This window comes from Nocardia sp. CNS-044 (assembly GCF_059570515.1).
Map to the genome: position 1 here is coordinate 328280 of NZ_JCANSX010000008.1, position 26808 is coordinate 355087.

The 26808-nt window shown below is 69.7% G+C and carries 29 protein-coding genes; 7 read left to right on the top strand and 22 right to left on the bottom strand.

What is annotated here, in order from left to right; translation table 11 throughout:
• Position 1 precedes the first annotated feature (1 nt).
• From T333_RS20680 to T333_RS20700, 5 genes are read right to left on the bottom strand one after another with little or no spacing between them, the layout of a single operon-like run.
• Positions 2–1156 (bottom strand): acyl-CoA dehydrogenase family protein, encoded by a 1155-nt coding sequence (locus T333_RS20680; RefSeq protein WP_496425523.1) that lies wholly within the window; start codon positions 1154–1156, stop codon positions 2–4.
• Positions 1140–2681 carry a 3-hydroxyacyl-CoA dehydrogenase gene (locus tag T333_RS20685; RefSeq protein ID WP_496425524.1) on the bottom strand — a complete coding sequence of 514 codons (1542 nt, stop codon included), beginning with the start codon at positions 2679–2681 and terminating at the stop codon, positions 1140–1142. Before T333_RS20685 ends, T333_RS20680 begins: the two co-directional genes overlap by 17 nt.
• Positions 2681–3466 (bottom strand): enoyl-CoA hydratase-related protein, encoded by a 786-nt coding sequence (locus T333_RS20690; RefSeq protein WP_496425525.1) that lies wholly within the window; start codon positions 3464–3466, stop codon positions 2681–2683. The genes T333_RS20685 and T333_RS20690 overlap by 1 nt, the downstream gene beginning before the upstream one ends.
• Positions 3463–4248 (bottom strand): CoA-transferase subunit beta, encoded by a 786-nt coding sequence (locus T333_RS20695; RefSeq protein ID WP_355003031.1) that lies wholly within the window; start codon positions 4246–4248, stop codon positions 3463–3465. Before T333_RS20695 ends, T333_RS20690 begins: the two co-directional genes overlap by 4 nt.
• Positions 4245–5180 carry a CoA transferase subunit A gene (locus T333_RS20700; protein ID WP_496425526.1) on the bottom strand — a complete coding sequence of 312 codons (936 nt, stop codon included), beginning with the start codon at positions 5178–5180 and terminating at the stop codon, positions 4245–4247. The genes T333_RS20695 and T333_RS20700 overlap by 4 nt, the downstream gene beginning before the upstream one ends.
• Positions 5181–5286: 106 nt before the next feature.
• On the opposite strand from T333_RS20700, the gene T333_RS20705 reads away from it, so the two are divergent.
• Complete coding sequence (locus T333_RS20705) at positions 5287–6201, top strand: LysR substrate-binding domain-containing protein (protein ID WP_496425527.1); 915 nt, start codon at positions 5287–5289, stop codon at positions 6199–6201.
• A gap of 5 nt (positions 6202–6206) precedes the next feature.
• Here T333_RS20705 and T333_RS20710 read toward each other — a convergent pair whose 3' ends face one another.
• From T333_RS20710 to T333_RS20740, 7 genes are all read right to left on the bottom strand, one after another.
• Positions 6207–7364, bottom strand: a complete 1158-nt coding sequence (locus T333_RS20710) for an acyl-CoA dehydrogenase family protein (protein ID WP_496425528.1) — start codon at positions 7362–7364, stop codon at positions 6207–6209.
• 95 nt (positions 7365–7459) lie between these two features.
• Positions 7460–8218 carry a DUF8020 domain-containing protein gene (locus tag T333_RS20715; RefSeq protein WP_355003027.1) on the bottom strand — a complete coding sequence of 253 codons (759 nt, stop codon included), beginning with the start codon at positions 8216–8218 and terminating at the stop codon, positions 7460–7462.
• A gap of 78 nt (positions 8219–8296) precedes the next feature.
• The gene (locus T333_RS20720; RefSeq protein WP_355003026.1) at positions 8297–9547 is read right to left on the bottom strand and encodes an ABC transporter substrate-binding protein; all 1251 of its coding nucleotides are present in this window, start codon (positions 9545–9547) and stop codon (positions 8297–8299) included.
• Positions 9537–10604 carry a branched-chain amino acid ABC transporter permease gene (locus tag T333_RS20725; protein WP_496425529.1) on the bottom strand — a complete coding sequence of 356 codons (1068 nt, stop codon included), beginning with the start codon at positions 10602–10604 and terminating at the stop codon, positions 9537–9539. The genes T333_RS20720 and T333_RS20725 overlap by 11 nt, the downstream gene beginning before the upstream one ends.
• Positions 10601–11482, bottom strand: a complete 882-nt coding sequence (locus T333_RS20730) for a branched-chain amino acid ABC transporter permease (protein ID WP_357256365.1) — start codon at positions 11480–11482, stop codon at positions 10601–10603. The genes T333_RS20725 and T333_RS20730 overlap by 4 nt, the downstream gene beginning before the upstream one ends.
• Before the next feature lie 2 nt (positions 11483–11484).
• Positions 11485–12210 (bottom strand): ABC transporter ATP-binding protein, encoded by a 726-nt coding sequence (locus tag T333_RS20735; RefSeq protein ID WP_496425530.1) that lies wholly within the window; start codon positions 12208–12210, stop codon positions 11485–11487.
• The gene (locus T333_RS20740; RefSeq protein WP_355003022.1) at positions 12207–12965 is read right to left on the bottom strand and encodes an ABC transporter ATP-binding protein; all 759 of its coding nucleotides are present in this window, start codon (positions 12963–12965) and stop codon (positions 12207–12209) included. Before T333_RS20740 ends, T333_RS20735 begins: the two co-directional genes overlap by 4 nt.
• 225 nt (positions 12966–13190) lie before the next feature.
• Between T333_RS20740 and T333_RS20745 the strand changes: the two genes are divergently transcribed.
• The 4 genes from T333_RS20745 (at position 13191) to T333_RS20760 (ending at position 17589) form a co-directional block, all read left to right on the top strand.
• Entirely contained in the window at positions 13191–14474 is a 1284-nt protein-coding gene (locus T333_RS20745) for a PucR family transcriptional regulator (protein WP_357256367.1), read from the top strand.
• Positions 14475–14555: 81 nt separating this feature from the next.
• Positions 14556–16037 carry a long-chain-fatty-acid--CoA ligase gene (locus T333_RS20750; protein ID WP_355003020.1) on the top strand — a complete coding sequence of 494 codons (1482 nt, stop codon included), beginning with the start codon at positions 14556–14558 and terminating at the stop codon, positions 16035–16037.
• A gap of 611 nt (positions 16038–16648) precedes the next feature.
• Positions 16649–16960, top strand: a complete 312-nt coding sequence (locus tag T333_RS20755; RefSeq protein ID WP_496425531.1) for an STAS domain-containing protein — start codon at positions 16649–16651, stop codon at positions 16958–16960.
• A gap of 143 nt (positions 16961–17103) precedes the next feature.
• A complete protein-coding gene (locus tag T333_RS20760; protein ID WP_355003018.1) occupies positions 17104–17589 on the top strand; it encodes a hypothetical protein in 486 nt (161 codons plus the stop codon).
• A 4-nt stretch (positions 17590–17593) separates the two neighbouring features.
• On the opposite strand, the gene T333_RS20765 is transcribed toward T333_RS20760, so the two are convergent.
• From T333_RS20765 to rfaE2, 8 genes are all read right to left on the bottom strand, one after another.
• Positions 17594–18547 carry a helix-turn-helix transcriptional regulator gene (locus T333_RS20765; protein ID WP_357256370.1) on the bottom strand — a complete coding sequence of 318 codons (954 nt, stop codon included), beginning with the start codon at positions 18545–18547 and terminating at the stop codon, positions 17594–17596.
• A 163-nt stretch (positions 18548–18710) separates the two neighbouring features.
• Positions 18711–18908, bottom strand: coding sequence for a hypothetical protein (locus tag T333_RS20770; protein WP_355003016.1), 198 nt, complete (start codon positions 18906–18908; stop codon positions 18711–18713).
• 20 nt (positions 18909–18928) lie between these two features.
• Entirely contained in the window at positions 18929–19936 is a 1008-nt protein-coding gene (locus tag T333_RS20775; RefSeq protein ID WP_357256371.1) for a PfkB family carbohydrate kinase, read from the bottom strand.
• On the bottom strand, positions 19933–20541 hold the full coding sequence (locus T333_RS20780; protein WP_496425532.1) for a D-sedoheptulose-7-phosphate isomerase: 609 nt from the start codon (positions 20539–20541) through the stop codon (positions 19933–19935). Before T333_RS20780 ends, T333_RS20775 begins: the two co-directional genes overlap by 4 nt.
• A gap of 191 nt (positions 20542–20732) precedes the next feature.
• Positions 20733–21779, bottom strand: coding sequence for a glycosyltransferase family 9 protein (locus T333_RS20785; protein WP_496425533.1), 1047 nt, complete (start codon positions 21777–21779; stop codon positions 20733–20735).
• Between the two features lie 16 nt (positions 21780–21795).
• Positions 21796–22500, bottom strand: coding sequence for an SDR family oxidoreductase (locus tag T333_RS20790; RefSeq protein ID WP_357256373.1), 705 nt, complete (start codon positions 22498–22500; stop codon positions 21796–21798).
• A 31-nt stretch (positions 22501–22531) separates the two neighbouring features.
• On the bottom strand, positions 22532–23746 hold the full coding sequence (locus T333_RS20795) for a glycosyltransferase (protein ID WP_496425534.1): 1215 nt from the start codon (positions 23744–23746) through the stop codon (positions 22532–22534).
• Positions 23747–23946: 200 nt separating this feature from the next.
• Positions 23947–24510: a D-glycero-beta-D-manno-heptose 1-phosphate adenylyltransferase gene (rfaE2, locus tag T333_RS20800; protein WP_496425535.1), complete on the bottom strand. Its 564-nt coding sequence runs from the start codon at positions 24508–24510 to the stop codon at positions 23947–23949.
• A 196-nt stretch (positions 24511–24706) separates the two neighbouring features.
• Here rfaE2 and T333_RS20805 point away from each other — a divergent pair, with 196 nt between their 5' ends.
• On the top strand, positions 24707–25198 hold the full coding sequence (locus T333_RS20805; RefSeq protein ID WP_357256376.1) for a VOC family protein: 492 nt from the start codon (positions 24707–24709) through the stop codon (positions 25196–25198).
• A 1-nt stretch (position 25199) separates the two neighbouring features.
• On the opposite strand, the gene T333_RS20810 is transcribed toward T333_RS20805, so the two are convergent.
• On the bottom strand, positions 25200–25805 hold the full coding sequence (locus T333_RS20810; RefSeq protein ID WP_496425536.1) for a TetR/AcrR family transcriptional regulator: 606 nt from the start codon (positions 25803–25805) through the stop codon (positions 25200–25202).
• 74 nt (positions 25806–25879) lie between these two features.
• On the opposite strand from T333_RS20810, the gene T333_RS20815 reads away from it, so the two are divergent.
• On the top strand, positions 25880–26287 hold the full coding sequence (locus T333_RS20815) for a RidA family protein (protein WP_355003008.1): 408 nt from the start codon (positions 25880–25882) through the stop codon (positions 26285–26287).
• Positions 26288–26296: 9 nt separating this feature from the next.
• Here the strand turns inward: T333_RS20815 and T333_RS20820 are convergent, their stop codons facing one another.
• Positions 26297–26779: a CinA family protein gene (locus tag T333_RS20820; RefSeq protein ID WP_496425537.1), complete on the bottom strand. Its 483-nt coding sequence runs from the start codon at positions 26777–26779 to the stop codon at positions 26297–26299.
• Positions 26780–26808: the final 29 nt, after the last annotated feature.

Genomic DNA, 26808 nt, shown 5'->3' on the forward strand with positions numbered 1-26808 from the left:
GTCACATCGCGTCGATGCCGGTGAGGGCGCGGCCGATGATGAGTTTCTGCAATTGGCTGGTGCCCTCGTAGAGGGTGAGGACTCGCGCGTCGCGCAGGTATTTGCCCATGGGGTACTCGTCGATGAAGCCGTAACCGCCGAAGACCTGTAGGCAGTTGTTGCTGACCCGCACGGCGGTCTCGCTGGCCGCGAGTTTGGCCATGGACGAGGCGAGCTGGATCTCGTCGCGCGAGGCTCCGGCGTCGACGAGGGCGGCGGCCTTCCAGGTGAGCAGGCGGGCGGATTCGACGTCGAGCGCGGAGTCGGCGAGCAGCTCCTGGACGAGCTGTTTGGTGGCGATCGGCTTGCCGAACTGGGTGCGTTCGGTCGAGTAGCGCACCGCGGCGTCCAAAGCTGCTTGCCCGACGCCGACGCTGCCCGCGGCCACGGAGATGCGGCCCTTGGCCAAGGCGCCCAGGGCGATACCGAGACCCTTGCCCACCGCGCCCAACCGCGCCGAGTCCGGCACCCGGACATCCTGAAGCGAGAGCGCGGCGGTCGCCTGTCCGCGCAGGCCGAGCTTGCCGTGGATGGTCGTCGCCGTGAAATCCGGTGTGTCCGTGGGCACGAGGAAGGCGGTGATGCCTTTGCCGCCGTCGGCGGAGGTGCGGGCGAACACCAGGGCGACCTTGGCCCAGGTGCCGTTGGTGATGAACATCTTCTCGCCGGAGATCACCCAGTCGTCCCCGTCGCGAACCGCCTTGGTGCGCAGGGAGGCCGCGTCGGAACCGCTGTCGGGTTCGGTGAGGGCGAAGCAGCCGAGCGCGCGTCCGGAGGTCAGCTCCGGGAGCCACCTGTGCTTCTGCTCGTCAGTGCCATGTGCCGCAATAGATTTGGTGACGAGTCCGAGCGACACCGAGACGATGCCCCGCACGGCGGAATCACCGCGCCCGAGTTCCTCGCAGACCAGGACGTAGGAGAGCATGTCGACCTCGGTGCCGCCGAATTCCTCGGCGATGCCGAGCCCGAGGAAGCCGAGTTCGCCGAGTCGGTCGACGATGGCCAGGTCGACGGTCTCGGCACGGTCCCAGTCGCGCGCATGCGGGGTGATCTCGGTGTCGACGAAATCGGCGGCCAGCGCGCGGATCTCGCGGTGGGTGTCATCGAGAACGAACATCGGTTCCTCGGTTCGTGAGCAGGTCTTCGGGACGGGTGCCCTTGGTGTGCAGGGGGATTCGCTGCTCGGAGCGGCTGCGCAACCAGGAGCTCACCCGGTAGCGGGGATCGCGGGTGTAGGCGTACAAGCCGTCGAGTATCGCGGTGACCCGCTCGGTGCCTACGGATTCGCCGAGTTCCAGCGGTCCCAGCGGGTAGCCGAGGCCCAAGCGAGCGCCGCGATCGATGTCCTCCGGTGTGCCGATGCCGTGTTCGGCGAGGGCGCAGGAGAGGTTCACGATCGCGCCCAGGATGCGTTGCGCGACAGGGGCGGTGCCGTCGGCGGTCGGCGTCGGTGTGTAACCGGCGGCGGCCAGCAGGCGCAACGCGGGCGCCGTGGCGAGCGGGTCGGCGGCGGTGGGCACCACGACGGTGAGGCGGCTGCGGTCGAGGCCCAGCGGATCGATGCCGAGGGTCCGGGCGGGGTCGAGGCCGTAGCGTGCGGCGAGGCGGTAGGTCGGTTCGCCGATCGGCAAGACGAGCGAAACCGCTTCGGCACTGGGCGATTCGAGCACCGTCGCACCGGCTCGGCGCAGCACCGCCGCGAAATCGGGGTGGTTGTGAACGTGGACCGGGGTGGCATCGGCATCCGGCGTGATGTCCGGTTCGGCGGGCAGCAGCGGTGCGCCGTCCTGGTAGCGGTAGAACCCTTCGCCCGTCTTGCGGCCGAGCAGACCGCCGGCGACACGGGCGGCCGCGATCGGGGAGGGGCGCAGCCGCGGGTCACCGTAGAAGCCCGCGGAGACGGTTTCCATGACGGGGTGGCTGACGTCCAATCCGGTCAGGTCCATCAGCTCGAACGGGCCCATCCGCAGGCCGAGTGTGTCGCGGACGATGCGGTCGATATCGGCGGGGGAGGCGATCTGTTCGGACAGGATGGCCAGCGCCTCGCTGGGCAGGGCGCGCCCCAGGTGGTTGACGAGGAAGCCGGGGGTGTCCCGGGCAAGGATCGGGGTGTGCCCGATTCGGTCGACGAAAGCCGTTGCGGTATCGGTGAGTTCGGGCGCGGTCCGCAGGCCGGGCACGATCTCCACCAGGGACATCAGCGGCACCGGATTGAAGAAGTGCAGCCCGATCAACCGGGTCGGGTCGTGCAGCGCCGACGCGATCGCGGTGATGGACAGCGAACTGGTGTTGGAGGCGAGCACGGCGTTCGGTGTCGCGGTCTCCAGCTCGGCGAAGATCGCCTGCTTGACCGGAAGCTTCTCGACGACGGCCTCGATCACGAGATCGATGTCGTCGGCGGGTGCGGTCGGGGCGGCGCCCGCGGTGAGCCGCGCCAGGATGGCGGCGGCCTCGTCGGCGTCGCGCTTGCCCTTGTCGACGGACCGCTGGATCATCGTCGCGACGAACTCGAGCGCGGACGGAACAGCGGCCGCGTCGGCGTCGGTCAGTTCGACCCGGTATCCGGCGGTCGCGGCGACCTGGGCGATGCCGCGGCCCATCGCCCCCGCGCCGACGATGCGGATGCGTTCGATCGGTTCCATCAGTGTCCTTCGTAGGTCGGCGTGCGCTTGGCCAGGAAGGCGGCGATGCCCTCGGCATGATCGGCGGTATCGAACAACATCTGAAAGGTCGTGCGCTCCAAGGCGATCGCGGTGTTCAACGGAGCGTTCTCGGCGTGCCGCGCGATGCTGCGAATCGCGCGGACGTTCAGCGGCGGCTGGCGCAGGATGGTCGCCGCGATCTCGACGGCCGCGTCCAGCGCGGTGCCGTCGGGCACGATGTCGGCGACGATCCCGATCTGCTGGGCGGTGGCGGCATCGATCGGTTCGCCGGTCAGCACCATGCGCAGCGCGCGAGCCCGCCCGGCCCGCTGGACGAGGCGGCTCAATCCGCCCGCGCCGGGGATGAGCCCGACCCGGATCTCCGGCTGCCCGAACCGCGCCGAGGCGCCGGCGACCACGAGATCGCACGCCATGGCGAGTTCGCATCCGCCGCCGAACGCATAGCCTTCGACCGCGGCGATCACCGGTGTGCCGAGTTCGTCGAGCACGGAAAAGACCTTGCCGGTCTCCTGAGCGAACAGATCGGTGGGCCGATACGTGCTCATCTCCTTGAGATCCGTGCCCGCGACGAAGACGCCCGCGTCGCCGGTGAGGACGACGACGCGGACCGCGGTGTCGGCATCGGCAGCTGAAAGCTCCTCGGCGAGCGAAGTTTTCGTGAAGGAGTTCAGCGCATTGCGGGCCTGCGGCCGGGAGATGCGCAGCACACGGATGCCCGCGTGTTCGCCGGACAGATCGGAACGGAGAACGGAAGGTTCGGTCATCGGAGATACACCCTGGTCGGATCGATGGTGGTGCGCAGCAGGTCGAGCTCCGCCGCGGTCGGGGGTTCGGTGACGGTGACGTTCTCGGCCACCCGGAGCCGCCAGCCGGTGGTGGCCACGACCTGTTCGACGGAGACGCCGGGATGCGTTGCGGTGAGGCACAATTCGCCATCGGCGTCCGCCGTGAGCACCCCGAGGGGCGTGATCACGGTGGTCACGCCGCGCCCGCGGGTGCGCACCCGCGGCTCGGCCCGGCGCGCCACCGACGGCGCCGGGCTGGTGGTGAAATCGAGCCGATCGACGAACGAGCGCGGATCGTGTCGACGCAGGACCACGAAGATTTCGTCCGCGTTCGCCATCACCTCGGTGGCTCCGCCCGCGCCGGGCAACCGGGCGGCCGGAGTGGCGTAGTCGCCGATCACGGTGCTGTTGAGGCTGCCGAAGCGGTCGATCTGCGCCGCGCCGAGGAACCCGACGTCGAGGTAGCCGCCCTGGAGGACGTACCCGAAGAGCGCGTGCATCCCGAGAATCGCCTCGGCTCCGGTGGCCAGCGGGGCGTCGCCGATGGTCTCGGGTAGGCGCGGGGGATGCGCGCCACAGACGCCGGACTCGTAGACCTGCTCGAGGTCGGGTGAGGTGGTCGCCCGCGCGAGCGTCACGGCGAGAGTCGGCAGGCCGATTCCGGCGAAGACCCGGCGTTTGCCGCGCAGATGGCGGGCGCTGAGGACGGTGAGCAGTTCACTCGTGGTGTGGGCGCGTGTCCTCTGCGGTGCGTCGGTCATCGTGCGCATCCGTAGTCGACGGGGTGCGACAGCGCGGGCTCCGGTATCAGGCGATCGAAATAGCCAGGGCCGAGCTTGTCCAGGTAGGCGGCGTGATCGGGCAAGTCGTAGATCCATTCGCGCAACCACCGGTCCAGCGCGGCGGGATCCTTGCCGATCTCGGGCCACGACCGGTAGAAGTCGTTGTCGCGGTCGTAGTAGCCCTGCACGTAGGAGGGGTGCGCGCCGCGCGGACACTCGACGACCGCGTCGACCGCGAATCCAGGGATCACGGTGCGGTTCGGGTCGGCGCGGATTACGTCGTCGTCGACGATCTCCTCGACCACCACGATGGTGCGCTCCGACGCGAACGCCACCTCTTGCATCGGCCCGAGAATGCCCCACGCCTGCACATTGCCCACGCGGTCCGCGCGCTGCGCGTGCAGGATCGCCACATCCGGTCGAATCGGCGGAACCACGTAGATCTCCTCGACGCCGCCATCCGGGGCGGGATACGGCGACGTCACCTTGGCGATGCGCGGATTGTGCGCGGGCAGATCGCCGCCCGCGTACGAACGCAGCGGGTAGAAGGGCAGATCGGCGGCCCCGGCGAGATAACGGGCGAGCAGGCCGTAGTGGCTGTATTCCTCGATCTCCAGTCCACGCGGTTCCCGGCGCTCCACGGCCCTGCGGATGGCGTGCAGCGAGCCGACCGAGCTGTTGCCGGTGAACGAGAAGATCATCTTGCGTGCCACGCCCGCCGCGACCAGCTGGTCGAAGACGATGTCGGGCGTCATCCTGACCAGCGTCAGCTCGCGCCTGCGCTGGCGGATCAGCTCGTGCCCCGCGGCGACCGGGATCGCATGGGTGAATCCCTCCAGTGCCACGGTGGCGCCGTCCTCGACGAACGCGGCGACGGCCTCGCGCATCGTCAGCTGTTTGGACCGGGGCATCGGGCTCCTTCGTTCGGATCGATCCTCACGGTGCCTTGTCGAACCGATATAGTCCAATACTCAATTCGCAATTCAGTGATACCGATTCTTACCTAATGGGGTCGTCGTGGAGTTCCGTCATCTCGCCGGGTTCGTCGCGGTCGCCGAGGAGTTGCACTTCGGCCGCGCGGCCGAGCGTCTGCACATGGCTCAGCCGCCGCTGAGCCAGCAGATCCGCGCGCTGGAGAAGGAGCTCGGGGTCGCGCTGTTCGAACGCAACACCCGGTCGGTGCGGCTGACCGCCGCGGGCGAGGTGCTGCTGCCGCACGCGCGCAAGGTCCTCGACGACATCGAGGTGGCCCGGCGCGCGGCGGTCGCGTCCGGGCGCGGCGAGGTCGGCCGGGTCTCGATCGGCTTCGCGGGCGCCAGCAGCCACGAGGCGCTGCCGACGCTGACCAGGGCAGTCCGCGCCGCGCACCCCGGTATCGAGGTGCGCCTGCGCGGACAGACCTACGCGGGCGCCGCGCTCAACCTGGTCGCCGCCCGCGAGCTGGATCTGGGCTTCGTCCGGCTGCCGGTGCGGCGCGAGGGCGTCGCGGTGCGGGTCATCCAATACGAGCGACTGGTCGCCGCGCTGCCCGCGGAGCACCCGCTCGCCGACGCCGCCGACATCGATGTGGCCGACCTCGCCGACGACGCCTTCGTCACCTTTCCCGGCACGCAGGGCTCGAGCGTGCGCGACCACCTGGTGCGCACGGCGCTCGACGCCGGGTTCACGCCCCGCATCGTGCAGGAGGCGCCGGACTCCTACACCATCCTCGACCTGGTCGCCGCCGGGGTCGGCGTGACGCTGACGCTCTCCTCGGTGCAGCACATCCACCGGACCGGCATGGTCTACAAGGAGTTGCGCGGCGACGTCCCCGCGCTCGCGTCCGCACTGGCCTGGCGGGCGGACAACGCCTCGCGTGCGCTGGCCGCCGTGCTCGAGGTGGCCGAGGAGGTGCTGCCCACTCCGCCCGAGCCGAGGTCGGGCGTGCGCTGAATCCCTTACAGGCCCATGTCCTTGGCGATGATCATGCGCATCACCTCGCTGGTGCCGCCGTAGATCCGGTTGACGCGGTTGTCCGCGTAGAGCCGGGCGATCGGGTACTCGGTGATGTAGCCGTAGCCGCCGTGCAGTTGCAGGCAGCGGTCGATCACGCGGGAGGCGGTCTCGGTGCAGAACAGCTTGGCCGAGGCGGCGTCGGCCGCGGTCAGCTCGCCACGGTCGTGCGCGGCGAGGGCGCGATCCACCACGGCTTCGGCCGCGTCCACCTCGGCGCGGCAGGCCGCAAGCTCGAATTTGGTGTTCTGGAAGCTGGCCACCGGCTTGGCGAAAACCAGCCGGTCCCTGGTGTATTGGTGCGCGAAGCGGATGGCCGCCTTGGCCTGGGCGTAGGCGCCGACGGCGATGCTGAGCCGCTCCTGCGGCAGGTTCTGGCCGAGATAGGAGAAGCCGCGGTGCTCCTCGCCGAGCAGATCCTCGACCGGAACTCGGACGTCGGTGAAGGTGAGTTCGGCGGTGTCGGAAACCCTGAGTCCCAGCTTGTCCAGCTTGCGGCCGACGGAGTAGCCGGGCGAGCTGGTGTCGACCACGAGCAGGGACAGGCCGTGGCGGCGGTCCTCCGCCGTCGAGGGCGCGGTGCGCGCGCACACGATGACCCGGTCCGCGTGCACGCCGCCGGTGATGAAGGTCTTGGCGCCGTTGAGGACGTAGTGCGTGCCGTCCTCGGACAGGGTCGCGGTGGTGCGGATGCCCGCGAGGTCCGAGCCGGTGCCGGGTTCGGTCATGGCGATGGCGAACATGATGTCGCCGCTGACGAAGCCGGGCAGCCAGCGCTGTTTCTGCTCCTCGGTGGCCAGCGCCTTGAGGTACGGAAGGCACAGCGACACATGGACACTGGAGCCGCCGAAGGACACCGCGGCCCGCGCGATCTCCTCGGTGAGCACGGCCTGGAAGGAGAACGATTCGATACCGGCGCCGCCGTACTCGGTCGGAACCTCGATGCCGAACACGCCGAGTTCGCCTAGCTTGCGGTAGAAGTCGCGAGGCACGATGCCGTCGGCGTACCACTTGTCGTACTCCGGGACGACCTCGGATTCGATGAACGACCGGACGGTCTCCCGGAACGCCTCGTGGTCGGCCTCGAAAACTGTTCTGCGCACGCTGATTTCCTTCCTCGTCGTCGGCGGCGTCGCACCGCCGCGCAGGCATGTCCGGCGGTGTGCCGGACAGGCCTGCGGGATCTTTTCTCGGGGTGTTACTTAGGGGGAGCCGGAACCGAAGGGTCCTTGCAGTAGGGCAGTTCCGCCGGGCAGGGGGTCAGGATGGTGGAGAAGTACTGGAACGCGGAGAACAGCGCGATCGGACCGCCCACCGTGATCAGCCCGACCATGGCGCCCACCGCGCCCAGCGTCGCCGCGCCGAGCACGCACCCGGCGATGGTCGCGCCGACCCAGGGGAGCAGCAGCGCGATCACCGGGCTGGCGACCGTCGCACCCGCCGCGCCACCCAGCAGACAGCCGACGCCGCCGCCGAGCACCGCGCCGACCACGGCACTCACCGCGGCGCTGATGGTCATCCGCTGGGCGAACACGCCGAGTGCGGATTGGTCACGCGGGGTGAAGGATTCGGCGACCTGCTTGGCCGCCTGCTCCTGGCTGATGACCTCGTTCGCCGACACGGCCGCCACCGGCGTTCCGCCCTCACGCGACGGCGTCAGGATCGCGCGGTCACCCTCGACCCGCGCCGCGATCGGATACGACATGGCATCCATGCGGTAGGTGAGTGGCACGGCCGCGACCGGCGTGTCGTGCACGTCGGTGACCACCAGCTGGTCCGCGACGACGCGCAACTTGCCGTCGCCGATGGCTACCACGGCCGAATCACCCTGGCGGGTGACCTCGTAGCGCACCGCACCCTGTTCCTCGGCGGGCTGGGCGTTGGTGACGCCCGCGCCGCAGACGCCGACGGCAACGGCCGCCATAGCTGCGGTCACGACGCTGTTTCGCAGTTTCATAGTTGATCCTCATCGATCGGTTTTCTTCGTGCTTGCCGACGACGCCGGAATGCGCCGCGGCACGTGGTGGGGGAGTGGCTACTTGCCGGTGTCGATGACGTCGCCGGTCAGCACCCAGTGGTCACCCTCGAACCTCTGGATGCGCAGGGACTCCATCGGGAACGCGTCGCCTTCGCCGGTCTTCAACGTGATGCCGGGCAGCAGCAGGTCGATGCCGACATTGTCGAGCGAGCGCATGGCGTCGCGAAGTCCTTCGCGGGTGGGGCATTTCGCGGCTTCCATGGTCTTGTGGAAGCTCTCCGCGGCCGCCCAGCCGACCACCGTGTACTGGTTGGTCGGGTCGGCGCCGGGCGCGTACTCGGCCAGCTTCTCCTGGTAGTGGCGCATGGCGGCGTCGGACGACCACTGCGGGTCGGACGGGTCCTTGGTGAACGCCGCAGACACCACGCCCTGGGCGTTCTCCAGGCCGACCGGCTTCAGCGTGCTGATGGTGTTGGCCACCTGGGTCAAGATGTGCAGCGGGTTCCAGTCGGTGTTGCGCCGCTCGGCGGCCAGCGCCTGGGAGGCGAACTTCGGTGTGGAGAAGTTCAGCAGCACATCGGCTTTCGAGTTCGCCAGGTTGCGCACCTGCGGTTCCACCGTCGGGTCGGTGACCTCGTAGCTCTGCTCGGCCACCACTCGGACGCCGCTGCCCGCGACGGCCTCGGTGAAGCTGGACAGCAGATCCTTGCCGAAATCGTCGTTCTGGTAGATCACGGCCACGGTCGCATCGGCTTTGTGCTGGCGGACGTACTGCGCGAAGGCGCGGCCCTCGGCGCGGTAGCTGGGCTGCCAGCCGATGGTCCACGGATGTCCCTCGTCCGCACCCCATTTCGTCGCACCGCCCGCGACGAACACCTGCGGCACCTTGCGCTGGTTGAGGTAGTCCCACACCGCCGAGGACGTCGGGGTGCCCAGGGTCTGGAAGACGGCGAACACCTGATCCTGCTCCACCAGACGGCGGGTCTCCTCGACGGTCTTCGGCGGCTGGTAGCCGTCGTCGCGCACCAGGTACTCGACGGCGCGGCCGCCGATTCCGCCGTGCTCGGCGTTGAGGTAGTCGAAGTAGGCGCGAACGCCCTTCGGCAGCTCGCCGTAAGCGGAGGCGGGACCCGACAGCGGGTAGACCCCGCCCAGCTTGATGCTGCTGTCGGTGATTCCCGTGGTCTGCTGACCACGGCATTCGCCCTGTCCGACGGTGCTGCCCGTGTCGTCGCGGCCGCCACAGGCGGAGACCGCGAGCAGGACGGCGGCCGCGACGCCGGCGGCGCGGATTGCCTTAGTGCGCATTGTTCTTCCCTTTCCGAACGAGATGTTCGAGCCAGCGCGCCATGCGGCCGAGGAGTCCGGCCAGTCCGTTGGGCGCGAGGTACATGACCGCGATGATCAGCAGTCCGAAGATCACTCCCGGCGCCGCCTGGTTGAGGTCCTGGGCGAAGCTCGGGACGTACATCACGAACAGCCCGCCCAGCAGCGGTCCCCAGTGCCCGCCGAGCCCGCCGACGACCAATCCGGCCAGCAGCGTGATCGACAATCCGACGGCGAAGGAGTCCGGCGAGACGAAGCCGATCACCCAGGTGTAGACGCAGCCCGCCGCACCGGCGAGCATGGCGCCGCAGGCGAAAGCGAGCGTCTTGTAGAAGGCCAGGCGCACGCCCATCACCTCGGCCGCGATCTCGTTGTCGCGGATCGCGTGCAGCGCCCGGCCGACCCGGGAGCGCAGCAGCCCCGCGACCAGGACGAAGCTCACGACGGTGACGAGCAGCGCCAGGAAGTACAGCCACTGGTCCTCGGCCAACCCGGTCCACACCGGCGGCGCGGGCTTGGTCAGCGTCAGCCCCATGGAGCCGCCGGTGACCGACTCGAACCGCTTGAGCAGCGGCACCAGGAAGATCGCGATGGCCAAGGTGACCAGTGCCAGGTACAGCCCCCGCAACCTCAGAGCCGGAATGCCGAGGGCGAATCCGAGCGCGAAGGCCACCGCCGCGGCGACCGGAAGGGTCGCGAAATACGGTGTGTCCGAGCGATCCATCAGCACCGCGCTGGTGTACGCGCCGACCGCGAAGAACGCGCCGTGCCCGAGCGAGATCTGGCCGGTGTGGCCGACGAGCACGTTCAAGCCGAGCAGCGCGACCGCGTAGATCATCGCCAGCGCCAGCTGGAAGGTGCGGAACGGCACCAGCTGGAACGGTGCGAGACAGGCGATCAGCAGCAGCGCGCCGATCCCGAGCCATGTCCAGTCCGGCATCCGCAGCCGTCGTGTTTCCGCGCGGGGAGCGACGGTTTCGGTTGGCGCCGACGATGTTTCCGCCGCGACGGCGGTGTTTCGAGTTCCCATGTCGCTCATACCCGTTCCACCACCGCGCGACCGAACAGACCCTGCGGCCGCAGCAGCAGGACGCCGAGAATGATCACCAGGGGCACGCCGATCTTGAGTTCGGTGCCGATGACGTCCAGGTAAGCGCCGGTGAGGGTTTCGGCCACCCCGACGATCAGTCCGCCCGCCACCGCGCCGCCGGGGCTGTCGAAGCCGCCGAGCGTCGCCGCCGCGAAGGCGTAGATCAGGACGCCGCCCATCATGTTCGGCTCGAGGAACAGCAGCGGCGCCGACAGCACGCCGGAGACCGCGCCGACCAGCGCCGCGAGGCCCCAGCCGAGCGCGAGCACGGTGCCCACCCGGATGCCGACCAAGCGCGCCGACTGCGGGTTGCAGGCCACGGCCCGCATCGCCAGGCCGATCTTGGTGTAGCGGAACAGCAGGTACAGCAAGCCCATCACCGCGGCGACCACGCCGAGCACCCCGAGGCTGCTGTACCCGGCGGTGACGCCACCGGCTCGGAAAGCCCCCTCAGGGAACGGATTCGGGAACGACTTCACCTGGTAGGACCAGATCCAGCCCGCGGCGGCGTTGATGAAGAAGAACAGGCCGACGGTGACGATCACCAGCGTCAGTTCCGGTGCGCCCTCGACGGGCCGGATGATCACCCGTTCGATCAGCATGCCGCCGACGAAGGACACCGCGAGGGTGGCCGGTAGCGCCACCCAGAACGGCAGGCCGCTCTGCACGCACTGCCAGGCGAGGAAGGCCGAGAACATGGCCAGCTCGCCCTGGGCGAAGTTGACGATGCCGGTGAATCGGTAGATGAGCACGAGCGCCAGCGCCAAACCGGCGTAAATCGCTCCGGCCGTGAGGCCTTCGATGATCTGTTGCAGAAATCCGGCCATGGTCACACCCGGTATCCGAGATAGGACTCGGCGACCTGCTCGTCGGCCTTGATCTGGGCCGCGGTGCCGGACAAGACGATTCGGCCGGTCTCCAGGACATGTGCCCGGTGGGCGGTCCCGAGCGCCAGATGCGCGTTCTGCTCGACGACGATCACGGTGGTGCGCTCCTCTTTGTTGATGGTGTGCACGATTTGAAAGAGCTCCTGGGTGACCAGGGGCGAGAGGCCGAGCGACGGCTCGTCCAGCAGCAACAGCCGGGGCCGGGACATGAGCGCCCTGCCGATGGCCAGCATCTGCTGCTGGCCGCCGGAGAGTCCGCCCGCCGTCTCGCGCAGCTTGTCGCGCAGGATGGGGAAGAAGTCGAAGACCCGGCGCAGGTCGGCCTCGGTGCGGACCCGGTCGCGGTGCTGATAGGCGCCGAGGCGCAGGTTCTCCTCGACGGTCAGCGGCAGGAAGGTGCCGCGGCCCTCGGGCACGTGCGCCACACCGAGCCGGGCGATGGCTTCCGGTGTGCGGCCGGTGATCTCGGCGTCGTCGAGGCGCACGGTCCCGCGCACCCGGATCATGCCGCACAGTGCGCGCAACAAGGTCGTCTTGCCCGCGCCGTTCGGGCCGAGGACCGCGCAAACCTCGCCGCGGGCGACCGAGAAGCTCAGGCCGTGCAGCACTTTGGCCGCGCCGTAGCCCGCGCGCAGGTCGGTGACGGTGAGGAAGGGTTCGCCGGTCATGCCGCCGTCCCCAGGTAGGCCCGGATGACCGCCGGATCACGTTGCACCGCTTCGGGTTCGCCCTCGGCGATGACGCGCCCGAACTCGAGGCACACCACCCGGTCGCAGGTGCCCATGACGAATCCCATGTGGTGCTCGACGACGATCACCGTCAGGTCGAACTCGTCGCGCAGCGCGCGCAGACGCTCGGCGAACACGTCGACCTCGCCGTGGCTGAGCCCGTTGACCGGCTCGTCCAGCAGCAGCAGGCGCGGCCCGACGGCCAGCGCGCGGGCCAGCTCGATCCGCTTGAGCGTGCCGAACGGCAGGCCCGCGGCCGGGTGGTCGGCGACATCGGCGAGGTCGAGCCGCTCCAGCAGCGCGTCGACCTCGGCGCGCAGCCGCCGCTCCTCCGCGCGGACCCGCGGCAGGCGCAGGCTCGCGGAGACGAAACCGGCGGAGGCCCGGTGGTGGGCGCCGACGAGCACGTTGTCCCGGACGGACATGCGGGGGAACAACCCCAGGTTCTGGAAGGTGCGGGCGATACCGAGTCCGGCCAGCGCGTCGGGGCGGACCGTCAGCAGGTCCTCGCCCTGGTAGCGCATCGTGCCCTCGGTCGGCTGGTAGCGCCTGGTGAGGCAGTTGAACAGGGTGGTCTTGCCCGCCCCGTTCGGACCGATCAGACCGACCATCTCGCCCGGCGCGACGCCGAAGCCGACGTCGTGCAGGGCGGTGATGCCGCCGAAGCGAACGGTCAGGTGGGATATCTCGAGCATTCGTCCTCCGGCCCGCGTCCGAGACGTGGGTGAAATTCCGTGCGGGTCGGCGCAGTCCTTGCGGTCTGGCCTGTGGATCGTGGTCAGCGTAAAGACGCTGGTCAGGGCGCACATCGGACGCGGAGGCCCAATCTCGGCGGCGCGATTTGTCCGGCGTGGACAGGGGTGGGTGCCTCCTTCGGCCCTGTTGACACCCGCGACGAGGGCCGTGGAGTATGCCGGGTTATGTCAGCTGGATCACATTCGACCGGGGTATCCGCGCCGGTCCAGGCCGAGCGCACGCGGATCGTCGGCAGCGTCTTCGAGCACGCGCACGACATCGCCGACGCGGGCATGTCCGCGATCCTGGCGCAGGTCCCCGGGTACGCGGCGCGGGACACGAGCTTCCACGCCGACGTACACGATCAGCTGACCCGGCTCTGCCGGACCGGACTCGGCGCGCTGCTCGACAAGCGGCGGGTCACCGTCGACGACATCGGCTACGCGCGACGGGCCGCGGCGCGCCGCGCGCAGTCCGGGCTGACGCTGGTCGACTACATCTCCGCGTTCCGGCTCGGGCAGCAGGCGATCTGGAAATCGCTGCTCGCCCACGCGGGAGACTCGGAGGCCGGGCGCGACGCGGCGCTGTCGATGGTCGTGCCGTTGACCCGCTACTGCGACCTGATCAGCACCCAGGCGGCCAACGCCTATCTGGAATTCCAGCAGTACCTGTCCGCCGAGGCCGGGCGCGACAGCCGAGAACTGGTGGAGAGTCTGCTGGACGGCGCCTTGCCCGACCGCGGGCCGCAGCTGGCCATGGCCCACGCGCACGGCATCGGCACCGAGCGGGCGACGCCCATGGTGGCGGTGACGGCGGTCGTGTTGCGCACGGCCCATCGCGGTGAGCCGGGCAGTTCCGAAGCGGAGGCCAGGCACATCGCGTCGGCGGCGCTCGCGCGCACCGGCGTCAACGGATTGCGCACGTTGTCGGTGGTGCGCGGATCGGAGATCGTCGCGCTGCCCGCGCTCGGTCGCAACGGGTCCGCCGACGAACTGTGCGCGCTGTTGCGGCGCACCCGCGACAAGCTGCACGCCGAAGGCATCACCCTCGGCATCGGCGTCAGCACGGTGTTCACCGAGATCGCCCAGTTCCCGCGGTCTTATCAGCAGGCGCGTTCGGCGTTGGATCTGCTGCCCGAGGACGGTGGCGTGCTCGCCCTTCCACACCTCTCGCCGTTCCGCTACCTCATGCTGCGCGCCGACGACACCGTCCGCCAGCTGGTGGATCCGCGGATCGCCGCCGCGCTGGCCGAGGATCGGCTGCGCGGCGGAATGCTCGCCGACACCATTCGCGCCTTCGCGGGCGCCGACATGAATCTGCGCGAGGCCGCGGACGGCCTCCGCATCCACCACAACACGGCCAAGTACCGGCTGCGCCGCATCCAGGAACTCACCGGCCGCAATGTCCGCAGCGTCAACGACCTCGTCGAATTGCTCGTCGCCATCGAGCTGCACGAGGCGTCGAAGTAGCCGCGAAACCAGAAACTTGCACCGCTAGTTTGGCTGATCTACGGTTGGCGAAAAACTTGCGACGTTAGTTTTGGAGGTGGCATGAACGCCACGCTGTCGTTGGCGAGCATCCTGGCCGAGCAGGCGCGCCGCCGCCCGGACCGGATCGCGCTGATCGAGGGTGCGCAGCGCATCACGTTCGCCGAATTGTGGTCGCAGGCCCGGGAACAGGCGGCCGCGCTGATCGAACTCGGTGTGCGCCCCGGCGACCGCGTGGCGCTGATGTGCCCCAACACCGCCGAGTTCCCGCGCGCCTACTATGCGATCCTCGCTGCGGGCGCCGCGGTGATTCCAGTACACCTGCTGCTGACGGCGAACGAGGCCGAGCACGTCCTGCGCGACAGTGGGGCGACGTTGCTGGTGTGTCACGAGCAGTTCGCCGAGGTCGGCAAGGCCGCGGCGGGCGCGGTCGGAATCGGCTGTCACGACCCGAACACCCTTGTGGCGGAACCGATTCGGTCGTTCGTCTCCCGAGCGCCCGGCGACACCGCCGTGATCTTCTACACCAGCGGCACCACGGGCAAGCCGAAGGGCGCCGAGCTCAGCCACTTGAACATGGTCATGAACGCGACGGTGAACGCCTTCGACGCCAACGACGTGCGCAGCGACGACGTCGCCCTCGGCGCGCTGCCGCTGTTCCACATCTTCGGCCAGACCGTCTCCATGAATTCCACCTGGCGCGCGGGCGCGACGCTGGTGTTGCAGCCGCGCTTCGACCCCGACGAGGCCATTCGCCTGATGCACGCCGAGGGCGTCAACACCTTCCACGGCGTGCCGACGATGTACGTCCGGCTCATCACCGCGGCGACGAAACTCGGTGCGCCGCAATTGCGTTTGTGCATCTCCGGTGGAGCGTCGTTGCCGCAGCCGGTGCTGGAGACCTTCCACGAGCTGTTCGGCACCTCGATCCTGGAGGGTTACGGACTCTCCGAGACCTCGCCGACCGCCGCGGTGAACCAGCCGGACTTCGGGCCGAAGGCGGGCACCGTCGGGCACGCGGTGTGGGGCGTCGAGGTCGAGATCGCCGACCCTGGCATCGCGGACGAGATCGTCCTGCTGCCGTCCGGCGAACTCGGCGAGATCGTGATCCGCGGGCACAACGTGTTCAACGGATACATCGGCAATCCGGCCGCCACCGCCGCCGCCGTCGTGCAGGGCTGGTTCCGGACGGGTGATCTCGGTGTGCGGGACGCCGACGGCTACGTGAACATCGCCGACCGGATCAAGGACATGATCATTCGCGGCGGGTTCAACGTGTACCCGAGCGAGGTGGAAGAGACGCTGCTGTACCACCCCGCCATCGACGCGGTCGCGGTGATCGGCCTGCCCGACGAGACCTACGGCGAGGAGATCTGCGCGGTCGTCGTCGCCGGAGCCCCGCTCACCGCCGACCAGGTCATCGCGTTCGGCCGCAAGCGCCTGGCCAAGCACAAGTACCCGCGCCGCGTGGAGTTCGTCGACCAGCTGCCGCTCGGCCCGAGCCACAAGGTTCTCAAGCGCGAACTCGTGCGCCACTACAGCTGAGCACGCCGTGTTCCGGCCCATCCGAAGGCATGTTCGACGCCCGTGAGGGTAGCCGAAAGTTGACTGGACGACCTGGCCGGAGAGGAGGTGTTCGCGATGATGGATATGTTCTCGCAGATGATCGGGATGCTGCGCGAGTGGTGGAGCAGCATGTTCCCCGGCATGCCGATGATGATGTGACGCCCGGGGTCGACGGTCGAACCGCAGGGGGACACAGGGGGATTTCCGGGCTGGGACTCCGGATCGCGCGCAGGTGGGAACGGTCCTTTGCCGCAAATGGTGAAGTCGATCGGCTACCGGCCTATGCTTGGAGCACAACATTGGATGGCGGCCGGGGCCGCGGATCGTGGCTACGATCCAGCGACGCCGAGGGCCGAAGGACAGGGCCGGCCGCAGGCTGAGATCTTCAGACGAGCACAGTCCCACGCGGTTCTCGGGCGAATCGCACCGACCATGGTGGCGCCGTTCAACGGTGCCGTTCGGCCGATGGGTGGGACACCATCCCGTTGGGAGGTTCTGCGATGTCGACGAAAATCGTTGTGCGGTCCGGTGTCGGGCGAGTTCACCGCTATATGTACGACAAGCGGCGGCCAGGGGGACGATCGGTAGCCATGCGCGGCAGTTGCGTGGTGATGGCGGTGGACGGCGAACTGGATCTCGCCGGACTGCCCGAGCTGTGCGCTGCGCTGGACTCCATACCCGAGCACGGCTGTCGCGCCGTGATCGTCGATTTCCGTACCACCCGTTTCGTCGGGATTCGAGCCGCCATCGCACTGGGGGAATTCAAGAGGAAGCTCGCGGAACGGGGGGTCGATCTGCGGCTTGTGTCGGGACATGCCGAGATCGACCGAGTGCTCGACGTGGTGGGAGTGCGGGCGCTGTTCTGTTACTACGCCAACCTGGACGAGGCGCTCGGGCGGTGAGCCGCCGACTTCGCGCTTCGTTTTCTGGAGGGCGACACTTCGTTCTCTGTGTTGTGGGGTTCGATCGGGTGTTGCCACGCTGATACCTCCGTGGTCGTGCGCGTCGTCGGCTGCGTCCATCGCCGACGTCCGAAGGAGCCACCATGCTCGAAACGAGCCCCTGCGACCAGGCTGGTGACCCGCCGCCCGCCGCGCAGGCGACCGCCGACATCCGGAATCCGCACACGGTGGCGCGCGAACTGGCCGAGGCGCTACCGCACAACGTGCTCGTCGGACTGACGGTCCGCGTGGGTGACGAGTTCGCGGTGCGCGCGTGGTCCTCACCGCGGGCGAAACTGGCCGAAGAATCCCAGCTCATCAGCGATGCCGCGCCGAACAGGACGGCGCTGAACGAGGACGTCGCCGTCACCGTCGCCGATCTGGACGGCGAGACCCGCTGGAGCGACTGCCGGGCGCAGCTGCGCCTGCTCGGCGTGCGCTCGCTGCACTGCCGCGGTATGCGCGCGGCGAACGGCACGACCGCTGTGCTGGCCGTCTACGCCGAGCGCCCGCACGTCTTGGACGCGAGCCTCGACCCCGCCGTCGCGGCGGCCTGCCACCAGATCGTCGCGATGATGGACGGCCGGTAGCCGGTCAGTCGTGCAACGTCGCCCGCGGGGCGACGCCGTAGGTCTGGCGATAGCTGCTCGCGAACCGGCCGGGATGGGCGAAACCCCAAGCCGCGGCGACACCGGTGACGGTGTGGCCGTCGTCGGGGGAGGCCGCGGCCAACTGCTCGTGCGCGCCGGCCAGGCGCACCTTCCGCAGATAGCCCATCGGCGTCGTGTCCAGGTGCCTGCGGAACGCGAGCTGGACGGCTCGAATGGTGACGTGGGCGCCCGCCGCGATGTCGGCGACGCTGATCGGCTCGGTGGCGTGCGCCTCGATATAGGCGATGGCGCGGCGGAGAGTGTCCGGGTGGGCGTCCCTGCGGTCGACGGACGTCGGTTCGGGCGTCGCGGTATTCGGGAAGGCCCGTAGCACGCTCGCCGCGAGACACTGCTCCGCCGAGGCGGCGATCAGCGACGATGCCCGCGCCTCCGGTACCGCGAGGACGTGCTCGCGCAGCCACCGGATCACCTGGCGTAACTCGGCGACCGCGGTGTCCGACACCGGTCGGTGGTGGGTCAACCTGACCGGCTCGGCGCTCCGGCCCGGCGCCGCCGAAGCCACCTGGGTGAGCAGGCGCGGATCGAACATGGTCAGCTGATAGCGCGCGCTGCGCACCACGCCGGAATACGGTTCGTCCGGCAGCGCGATCTGCGTGAGATCGCCGGGAAGGAAGGTGTCCGTCGAGCCGTCGGCGAAGGATTCCTCGATGGCGCCGGTCCGCATGTCGCACAGGCACACCCGGCCGAGCGGATCGGCGCGGTAGGCCATGTCGAATTCCAGATCCAGCTGGTCGACGCTGACGGTGCCCATCACCTCGCGCGAGACTTGCGCGCGCGTCCGCTCGTGACTGCTGCCGATCCGCATCTTCGTGTAGGCCGAGTTCAGCATGGCCTCGGTCGCACCGAGATCCTCGCTGTCGAAGACGAATGTGTCCATGCTTCCCGCCTCGGCCGGGCCCGCTGCGGGCGATTGCATCGGATGGGCCGTCCACGGCGGCTCGGTACGCGAACGTGCCGGGACGGAGACCACCACAGTAGTCCGATTCTGGTGCGGCCGTGCCGGAAGCGCGGCCGAATCACCGGGGCGAACCGGCCGCCCGTCAGGGTTGCGGGTTGTCCGGCGGTGCCGGACGCGGGAGGTCGGGGCGAGCGGTCAGGGCTTCGTCGTCGTCGGCAAGCGGTTCGGGATCGCGCCATTCTTCGGCGCGGCTCGACAGGTTGCCCTGCAACGCGCCGTGCAGCTCGTGCGCGAGTTGGTCGTCGCGCTTGGGCCCGTGCTTGCTGTTTCCGCGTTCCATCGTGTCCTCCTTTCGCGTGATCAGCGGTGCCGAGGCGATGCTTCGGCACTCTCGTTCTCCGTGGCGAATACCCGGAGCCGCATCGCCGCTTCGGTCTGTGTGACGGCGAAGGCGGAAGCCGCACCGGCGCGGACGAATTCGGCCGCGGAGGCGACCGCGTACCGCACCGATTTCTCCGTACCGGCTCCGTCGGCCATCGCGACGGTGGCTGCCGAGGCGAACCGGTCGCCCGCCCCGCAGGTGTCCGCGTTCGCCGCCGCGCGGCGCTCGACCGGAACCGGGACGGGCACGCTGTCGGGCCGTCCATGGCAGTACAACACCGCGCCGTCCGCGCCGAGTGTCACCGCGACGGCCCTGGCCGCCCACCGATCGGTCAGCGTCCGCGCGCGGCCGCCGAATTCCGTGCCGCCGGGCGCGAATCGTTCGGCCTCGTCCCGGTTCGGCGTGACCAGGGCGGCGCCGCGCACCGGCTCCGGACCTCGGGGATGCGGGTCCCAGACCACCGGCGCCTCGCGGGCCCGCGCCTCGACGAGGGCGCGGATCTCCGGGTGCGCCGCTGCGCCGCGGCCGTAGTCGGCGATCAGCACGGCACGGGCCGATCCGATGGCGGTCCGCACATCGTCGTCGAGGGGCTCGTCGGTGACGCGCCCGTCCCCGGAGTCGAGCCGGGTGATCGGAGCGGGGACGCTGTCCACGCTCGGCCCCGCGCACGGGCCCACCGCCCGCACGCGCTCCTTGCACACCGTGCTGCCCGCGAACGGCAAGCGAGCGAGACGAATCCCCTTGGGCAGCAACGCGCGCAGCCGTTCACCCGCCGAGTCGTCGGCGAAACCGGCGACGAGCACGACATCCTCGAGGTCGCTGGCGCCGAGTAGTGCGGCAAGTCCCGCCCCGCCCGGACGAAACGACCGAGCGGTCACGTCCACCACCGGGACCGGGGCATCCGGGCTGTGCCGGTCGGCGCGGCCGACCACCTCGATGTCGAGCAGCGCGTCGCCGACCACGACCAGCGGGGCTCCGGAGATCACGAATCCGCCTCGAACGCGGCCTCCACCGCCGCGCACAGCGAATGCACCAGCACCAAGTGCATTTCCTGCACGGTGGCGACGGTGTCGGCTTCGATCGGTATCGCGTCGTCGCACAGCGCGGCGAGCGTGTTGGGCGAGGGTCCGGTCATCGCCCAGGTCGCCAGGCCGATCTCGTGTCCGGCCTTGGCGGCCGCGATGACGTTGGCGCTCGAGCCGCTGGTGGACATGGCGATCAGGACGTCGCCGGGGCGGCCGTGGGCACGCAGTTGCCTGGCGAACATCTCGTCGGGTCCGTAGTCGTTGAGTATCGCGGTGAGACTGGAGGTTTCGGCGTGCAGCGAGATGGCAGACAGCGGTCGGCGGTCGTCGCGGAACCGGCCGGTCAGCTCGGCGGTCAGGTGTTGCGCCTCCGCGGCGCTGCCGCCGTTGCCGCACGCGAACAAGCGCCCGCCGCGGTCGTAGACGGCGGCGAGCTGCTCGCCCCAGGCCAGCACCCGCGCGACCGCGGGCCGAAGATTGCGACCGAGGGCCGCGACGAGCGCGTCGAAGTGCTCCTCCAGTTCCACCGTAACCGGGCTGTTCTGCCGATACTCTGCGCTGCTCACGACGGCCCCTTCCTTATCCGTGCACGCCCACCAGGACGAAGGTGATCGCGGCGGCGAGAGTTTCCGCAGGGTATGGCGGTTTCGACGCCCACCTTGTCTCGGTGATGCCCAGACCGACCACTTCGAAACAGTCCGGGAGGATCACCGGTCGGATCGTTCGCGGTGTGCTTGCTCCCAGCGGCGGATCTTCGTCAGGCGGTGCGTTCGGTGAGGTCGTCCCTGCCGAGCACGGTGCGCTCGATGGCTGCCAGCTTCCCCACGGCCGCGACGACGGCGTCGTCGGCGATGCCGTCCAGGCACGGATGGCCGGGCACCGGGCAGACCCTGGCGCGTGAGTCCGCACAAGGGGCTGTCTGGTCGCCGAGCACGATCGACGGCACGCCGTGCGGCGCCCAGCGCGGCGCCGGAACCACGGGAGCGAACAGCGAGACGACCGGTGTGCCCACGGCCGCCGCCAGATGCGCGGCCCCGGTGTTGGGCGCGACGACCACGCGGGCGTCGCGCAGCACCGCGGCCAGCATCGGTAGATCGGTCGCACCGCCCAGGTCCTCGGCGACCTCGCCCGCGACGGTCGCGGTCAGTTCCCGTTCCTTTGGTCCGCCCGTGACGAGCACCCGATGTCCCGCGCGGCGCAGCGCCGCGACGATCGACGCCGACCGGCGCGCCGACGGCCGCCGCGCACGGACCGCCGCGCCCGGATGGACGACCACGTAGCCGGGATCGCCCGTCAGAGTGCGTGCGTCCGGCAGGTCGGCGCGGATCCGCAACGATGTGTCGGCGGCCGGATAACCAGCCGCCCGAGCCAGGGATACGGCCCGGACCGGTTCGGGCAAATCCTCGTCCGGCCGGTGCCGCACGTCCAGCAGCGAGCCCGGATAGTCGGTGCTGATCGCGCAGATCCGGCCGACGCCCGCGGTGCGCAGCACCAGCGCGAGCGGCAGCGGCGACTGGTGGAACGAGGTGAAGATCAGCGCCTCGTCCACGGCGAGTGTCGCGATCGAGGAGCGAAGGCGCTCGATCGCGGTCGCGGTCACCGGCGGCGGATCGAAATCCACCCAGCCAGCATGGAATTCGAGCACCCGGTCCACGCCGGGCAGCAGTTCGGCGGCCGCCCGTCCGCGCGGCCCGGCCAGGAACGTCACCCGCTCCGCCCGTGCCGCGACGGCCCGGACGGCGGGGCCGGTGACGAGCACGTCGCCGACGCTGTCGAGCCGGGCCGCCAGTACATGCCCCGTCATGTTCGCACCGGAGCGCTCACGGCCACGACCGCTCCGTCGAATGGCACACGACCATCTCCCTGAGCTCGCAGCCGGGTGGCTGCGACATGGCGAACACCACGGTCGCGGCGACGTCCTCCGGCTTGTTGAGCTGGATGTCCGGCGGCGGAGCGTATTGGGCGGGCCTGCCGTCGAAGAAGGCGGTGTGCATGCCGCCGGGTATCAGCAGGGTGACGCCGACTTCGCCCGCGGTCTCGGCGGCCAGCGCCCTGGTCAGGCCGACCACGCCGAATTTCGAAGCGCAGTAGGCGGTCGCGTCGGGCAGCGCCTTGAGCCCGAGGGTGGAGGCGCAGGTGACGATGGTGCCGCGACTGGCACGCAACGCGGGCAGCGCGGCGCGGATGACCGCGGCGGTGCCGAGCAAGTTGACCCGCACCACGCGCTCCCACTCCTCGACCGCGACCTCGTCCAGCTTGCCGCACGCATCGGTGCCCGCGGCGGTGAACACAGCGTCCAGCCGCCCGCCCGTGCGCGCGACCAACGTCCGCACCGCCCGCTCGGCGTCCTCGGTGTACGCCAGATCCGCGTACTCCCAAGCGACGTCGGTTTCGGGTTTGTCACGGTCGATGACGAGGGCGACGCCGCCCGCGGCGCGTACTGCGTCGACGGTCGCGGCGCCGAGTCCGGACGCGCCGCCGGTGATCAGGACGGTGCCGAGTTCGTTCTTCGTCGGTTGATTCACCAGGGGTCCCTTCGGATGTCGATGACGGAGATCAACCGGCGGCCGCGAGCGTCGCGGTCGCCGCTTCGGGGATGACGCGGTGGTACACGGTCAGCGTCTCGTCGGCGACGCGATCCCAGGAGTATCGGCTGCGCGCCCGTTGATATCCGGCCACGCCCCAGGCGCGGCGCAACTCGTGGTCGGCCAGCAGCGGAGACAGCGCCCGCGCGACCGGGCCCGGCTCCGGCGGACCGACCAGGGTGCCGGTGACGCCGTCGACCACGGTGTCGAGCAGTCCGCCGACAGCGCTGGCGACCACCGGTTTGCCGCAGGCCATCGCCTCGAGCGGGACCATCCCGAACGGCTCGTACCAGGGCGTGCACACGACGACGTCCGCCGAACGCAGCAGCGCGGGCATGCTCTCGCGTGAGACCTGTCCGAGCAGGTGGACGCGCTCGGCGACGCCCGCGTCGACCGCGACCTGGCGCAGTCGCCGCGATTCCGCGCCGGTCGGGTCGTCGCCGTCGGCGGATCCGCCCGCGATCAGCAGTTCGGTGTCGGGCAGCTGGGCGAGCGCCTTGATGGTGGTGTCGAAACCTTTGCGCGGCACCAGTCTGCCCACCGACACCAGCCGCTGGCGGCCGTCACGCTCGTCGGCGGGGCCGTGCGGACCGAACCTGGCGAGGTCGACGCCGCACGGAACGACGGTGGCGCGCGCGTGCGGAAGTCCCATGCGGCTCAGCTCTTCGACTTCGTCGGTGCACGTGGCGATCACATGGTGGGCGCGAGTGGCGACCAGTCTTTCGAGCTCGAGGCGGGCGGGCGGGCTGGTGTCGGCCGCGCCCTGATACCGGCGCTTGACGGTGCCGAGCGCGTGGAAGGTCAGCACGACCGGGATGCGGAGTTCGCGGCTTGCCAGTTCGGCGGCGACGGCGGACATCCAGAAGTGCGCGTGCACCAGATCGGGCCGATTCACCGACCACTGCTCGCGCAGGAAGGTGGCGAATTCGCCGAGATGCGGCAGGATGTCGTCCTTCGGAATGGGTTTCGCCGGACCGGCGGGCACGTGCACGACCCGATAACCCGCGTCGGTGGTGATCGTGGTGTCGAGTGCCGGATCGTCGCGGCGGGTGTACACCGTGACGTCGTGGTCGCGTCGGGCGAACGCCGCCGCGAGCTCGCCGACGTGCACGTTCTGTCCGCCCGCGTCGACTCCGCCGAGCTGGGCGAGTGGACTGGCGTGCTCGGAAACCATGGCGATTCTCACGAGGTGCTCCCTTCCGTCGGCGCGAAGCGGAATGCTCGGCGTCGGGGCGCGGGCGAACTCGCTCGCCGCGCGCGGCGATGATCACGGTGGTGCCATGTGCGGCGCTTACCCGCTTTCCCTTCGGCCAATCGACGCTTCCTCGGAGCCGCCGGTCGGGGCGGGGCAGGTCGCCAGATGCGATCGTTCGAGGCCGTGCCCCGTTATCCGCGTGCGGACAAACCATCGCTCGGTGCGCGCGCACGGATTCGCTCGATCATCGCCGAGGTCGAGCGATCGGCGAGGTAGCCGAGCACCCTGACCTCGCCGCCGTAGGCCCGCACGATCGGTGACTCCGGCAGTGTCTCCGGCCGGTAGTCGCCGCCTTTGGCGTATATGTCGGGTTCGGTCGCGCGCAGCAGCTCGACCGGGGTGTCCTCGTCGAAGATCGTCACGTGATCGACGCAGCCGAGGGCGGCGAGCACCGCGCAGCGATCGCCTTCCGGGTTCACCGGGCGATCCGGACCCTTCAGCTCGCGGACGGTGCGGTCGGAGTTGACCGCCACCACCAGCACGTCGCCCAGGCGCTTGGCCTCGTCGAGGTAGGCGATGTGCCCGGCGTGCAGGACGTCGAAACAGCCGTTGGTGAACACGACTCGCGCCCCGGCCGCGCGGTGGCGCCGGAGCGCCTCGATCAGCCGGTCGCGCGGCAAGATCGCCCCGCCGGTGTCGACGATCGTCGCGTCGACCCGGTCCGCGGCCGCGGGGCCGAGTCCGTCGTCGTTCATGCGTCCTCCCGCCCGGTCGGTGATCGCCTTCGTGATTCCACGCGCCGCGCACGTCAAACACCGAGCGTCGAGCGGACCGGCATACCGCCGACAATCTAAACGGTTCGAATTGAGAGATTAAGCGAGGTCGCTTAACGTCGATTCATGAACGACAGGTGTTTCACAGCAGCCCCGACGGTCGAACGCGGGACTCGGTATGAACTACGCTGATGGCCCCATCACCCAGATCGCCTGGGTGACCGACGATATCGAGAAGGCGGAACGCTTCTTCGTCACGCATTTCGGCGTGCGGAAATGGGCGCGTATCCCCGACGTCGAATTCGGCCCGGACGCCTGCGTCTATCGCGGCCGCCCCGCCGATTTCACCGCGCACATCGCGCTGTCGTACCTCGACGACATCCAGCTCGAATTGATCCAGCCGGTCCGCGGCGAGAGCATCTACGCGGAGTTCCTCGCCCGCCGCGGTCCGGGATTGCATCACGTGTGCTTCGAGCCGGACGATTTCGACGCCGCCGTCGCCGCGGCCGAACGCGACGGGCTCACGGTGGTGCAGCGTGGGAACATGGCCGCGGATATGCGTTTCGCCTATGTCGACGGCGCCTCGGAAGGCGTGCCGTTCATCGAACTGGCCGAGATCGGCCCGACCATGCGGGCGTTCTTCGCCGAGGTGCGGCGCTCGGCGACCTGACTCAGAGTCGCCAGCCTTCGCGCACCGATCGGCGGCAGCGGGTCCGCTCGTCGCCCGCCGCGACGAACAGGGCGGTCAGCAAAGGAACTCCGTTCGACAGCGTTTCGCGGGGGAGGGGGCCGGTGGCGACGAGGGAAGCGAGGCCGTGTCCGATGGTCCAGCTCTGGGTGGCCAGCTCCAGCGGATCGAGGCCGGACCGGAACCGGCCCGCGTCCTTGGCGCGGTGCACGGTGGTCACCACGCGGTCCAGCGTCTCGTCGGCGGCGGCCGAATCCTCGAGCTCGAAGCCCGCGTCGAACATCACCCGATAGAGGTCCGGATTCTCGATGGCGTTGCGCAGGTAGGCGGCGCCGAGCGCCGCGAGATCGCGCACCGGATCGGCGGTCGCCGCCACCTCGGCGAGCCTGGCGGACAGCCGGGTGAAGCCCTCCTGCCGCAGGGCCCGCCACAGACCGTCCATGCCGTCGAAGTAGGTGTAGACGGCCATGGTCGACACACTCGTGCCCGCCACCAGCCCGCGCAAGGTGACCGGCTCCCGCCTGCGCAGCATCAGCGCGGCGCGTTCGAGCAGCATCGAGCGCACGTGCGGATTCTTGGTGCGGGCCATGGCGCAACAATACATAGCATTGTTATGGTTTGGCTGACAGCCGCACGCGCGGAACCGAAGAGGGAGGAGTGGCCATGGCCATCACGCTGGTCAACCCCGAGGGACTGCCCAAACCCGATGTGTACCGCCAGCTCTCGATCGCCCAGGGCAGCAGGCTGGTGTTCCTCGCCGGGCAGGTGGCCCGCGACGCCGAGGGCAACAAGGTGGGGGAGGGGGATTTCGCCGCGCAGGTCGAGCAGGCGTATCTCAACGTGGGCACCGCGCTCGCCGAGATCGGCGGCTCGTTCGACGACGTCGCGAAGCTGACCATCTACGTGGTGGACTGGAACGAGGAGAAGTACCCGCTGCTCGGCGAAGGTGTGGCGCGCGCGGCCGCGAAGCTCGGCGTCGATCCGGTCAAGCCGATCACCCTGCTCGGTGTCGCCGCGTTGGGCGAGCCCGACCTGATGGTCGAGGTCGAGGCCACCGCCGTCCTCGACTGAGGCCTGGGCTCAAAGACGCTGCCCGTGAGCGGACTTCACCGCGTCCACGAGCATGGCGAGAGCATGCTCGATGGTCTGGTCGAGGACCCGATCGGGCCCGCCGTCGAACTGACGGTGCTCGGCACGGACCTCGCTCTCGGTGGCGACGGCGAACCAGACCGAGCCCGCCGGTTCGCCATCCTGCGGATCGGGGCCGCCGACGCCGGTGACCGCGACGCCGGCGAAGGCGTCCATGAGCGCGCGGACGCCGGTCGCCATCGCCCGCGCGGCAGTCTCGGAGACCACCGGCACATCGGGTACGTCGAGCACCCTGCGCTTGATCTCCGGGCGGTAGGCGACCACACCGCCGCGGAACCAGGTGCCCGAGTCCGGCGCGGCGCCGAGCGAGGAAGACAGCCGGCCGCAGGTCAGCGATTCCGCGACCGCGAGGGTGATGTCACGGTCGAGCGCCAATTCGGCGAGCTCGGTGGCTCGCTCGTCTGCTTGCGTCACCGGTCTTCCTCCTCCGTCGGGTCCGTTTC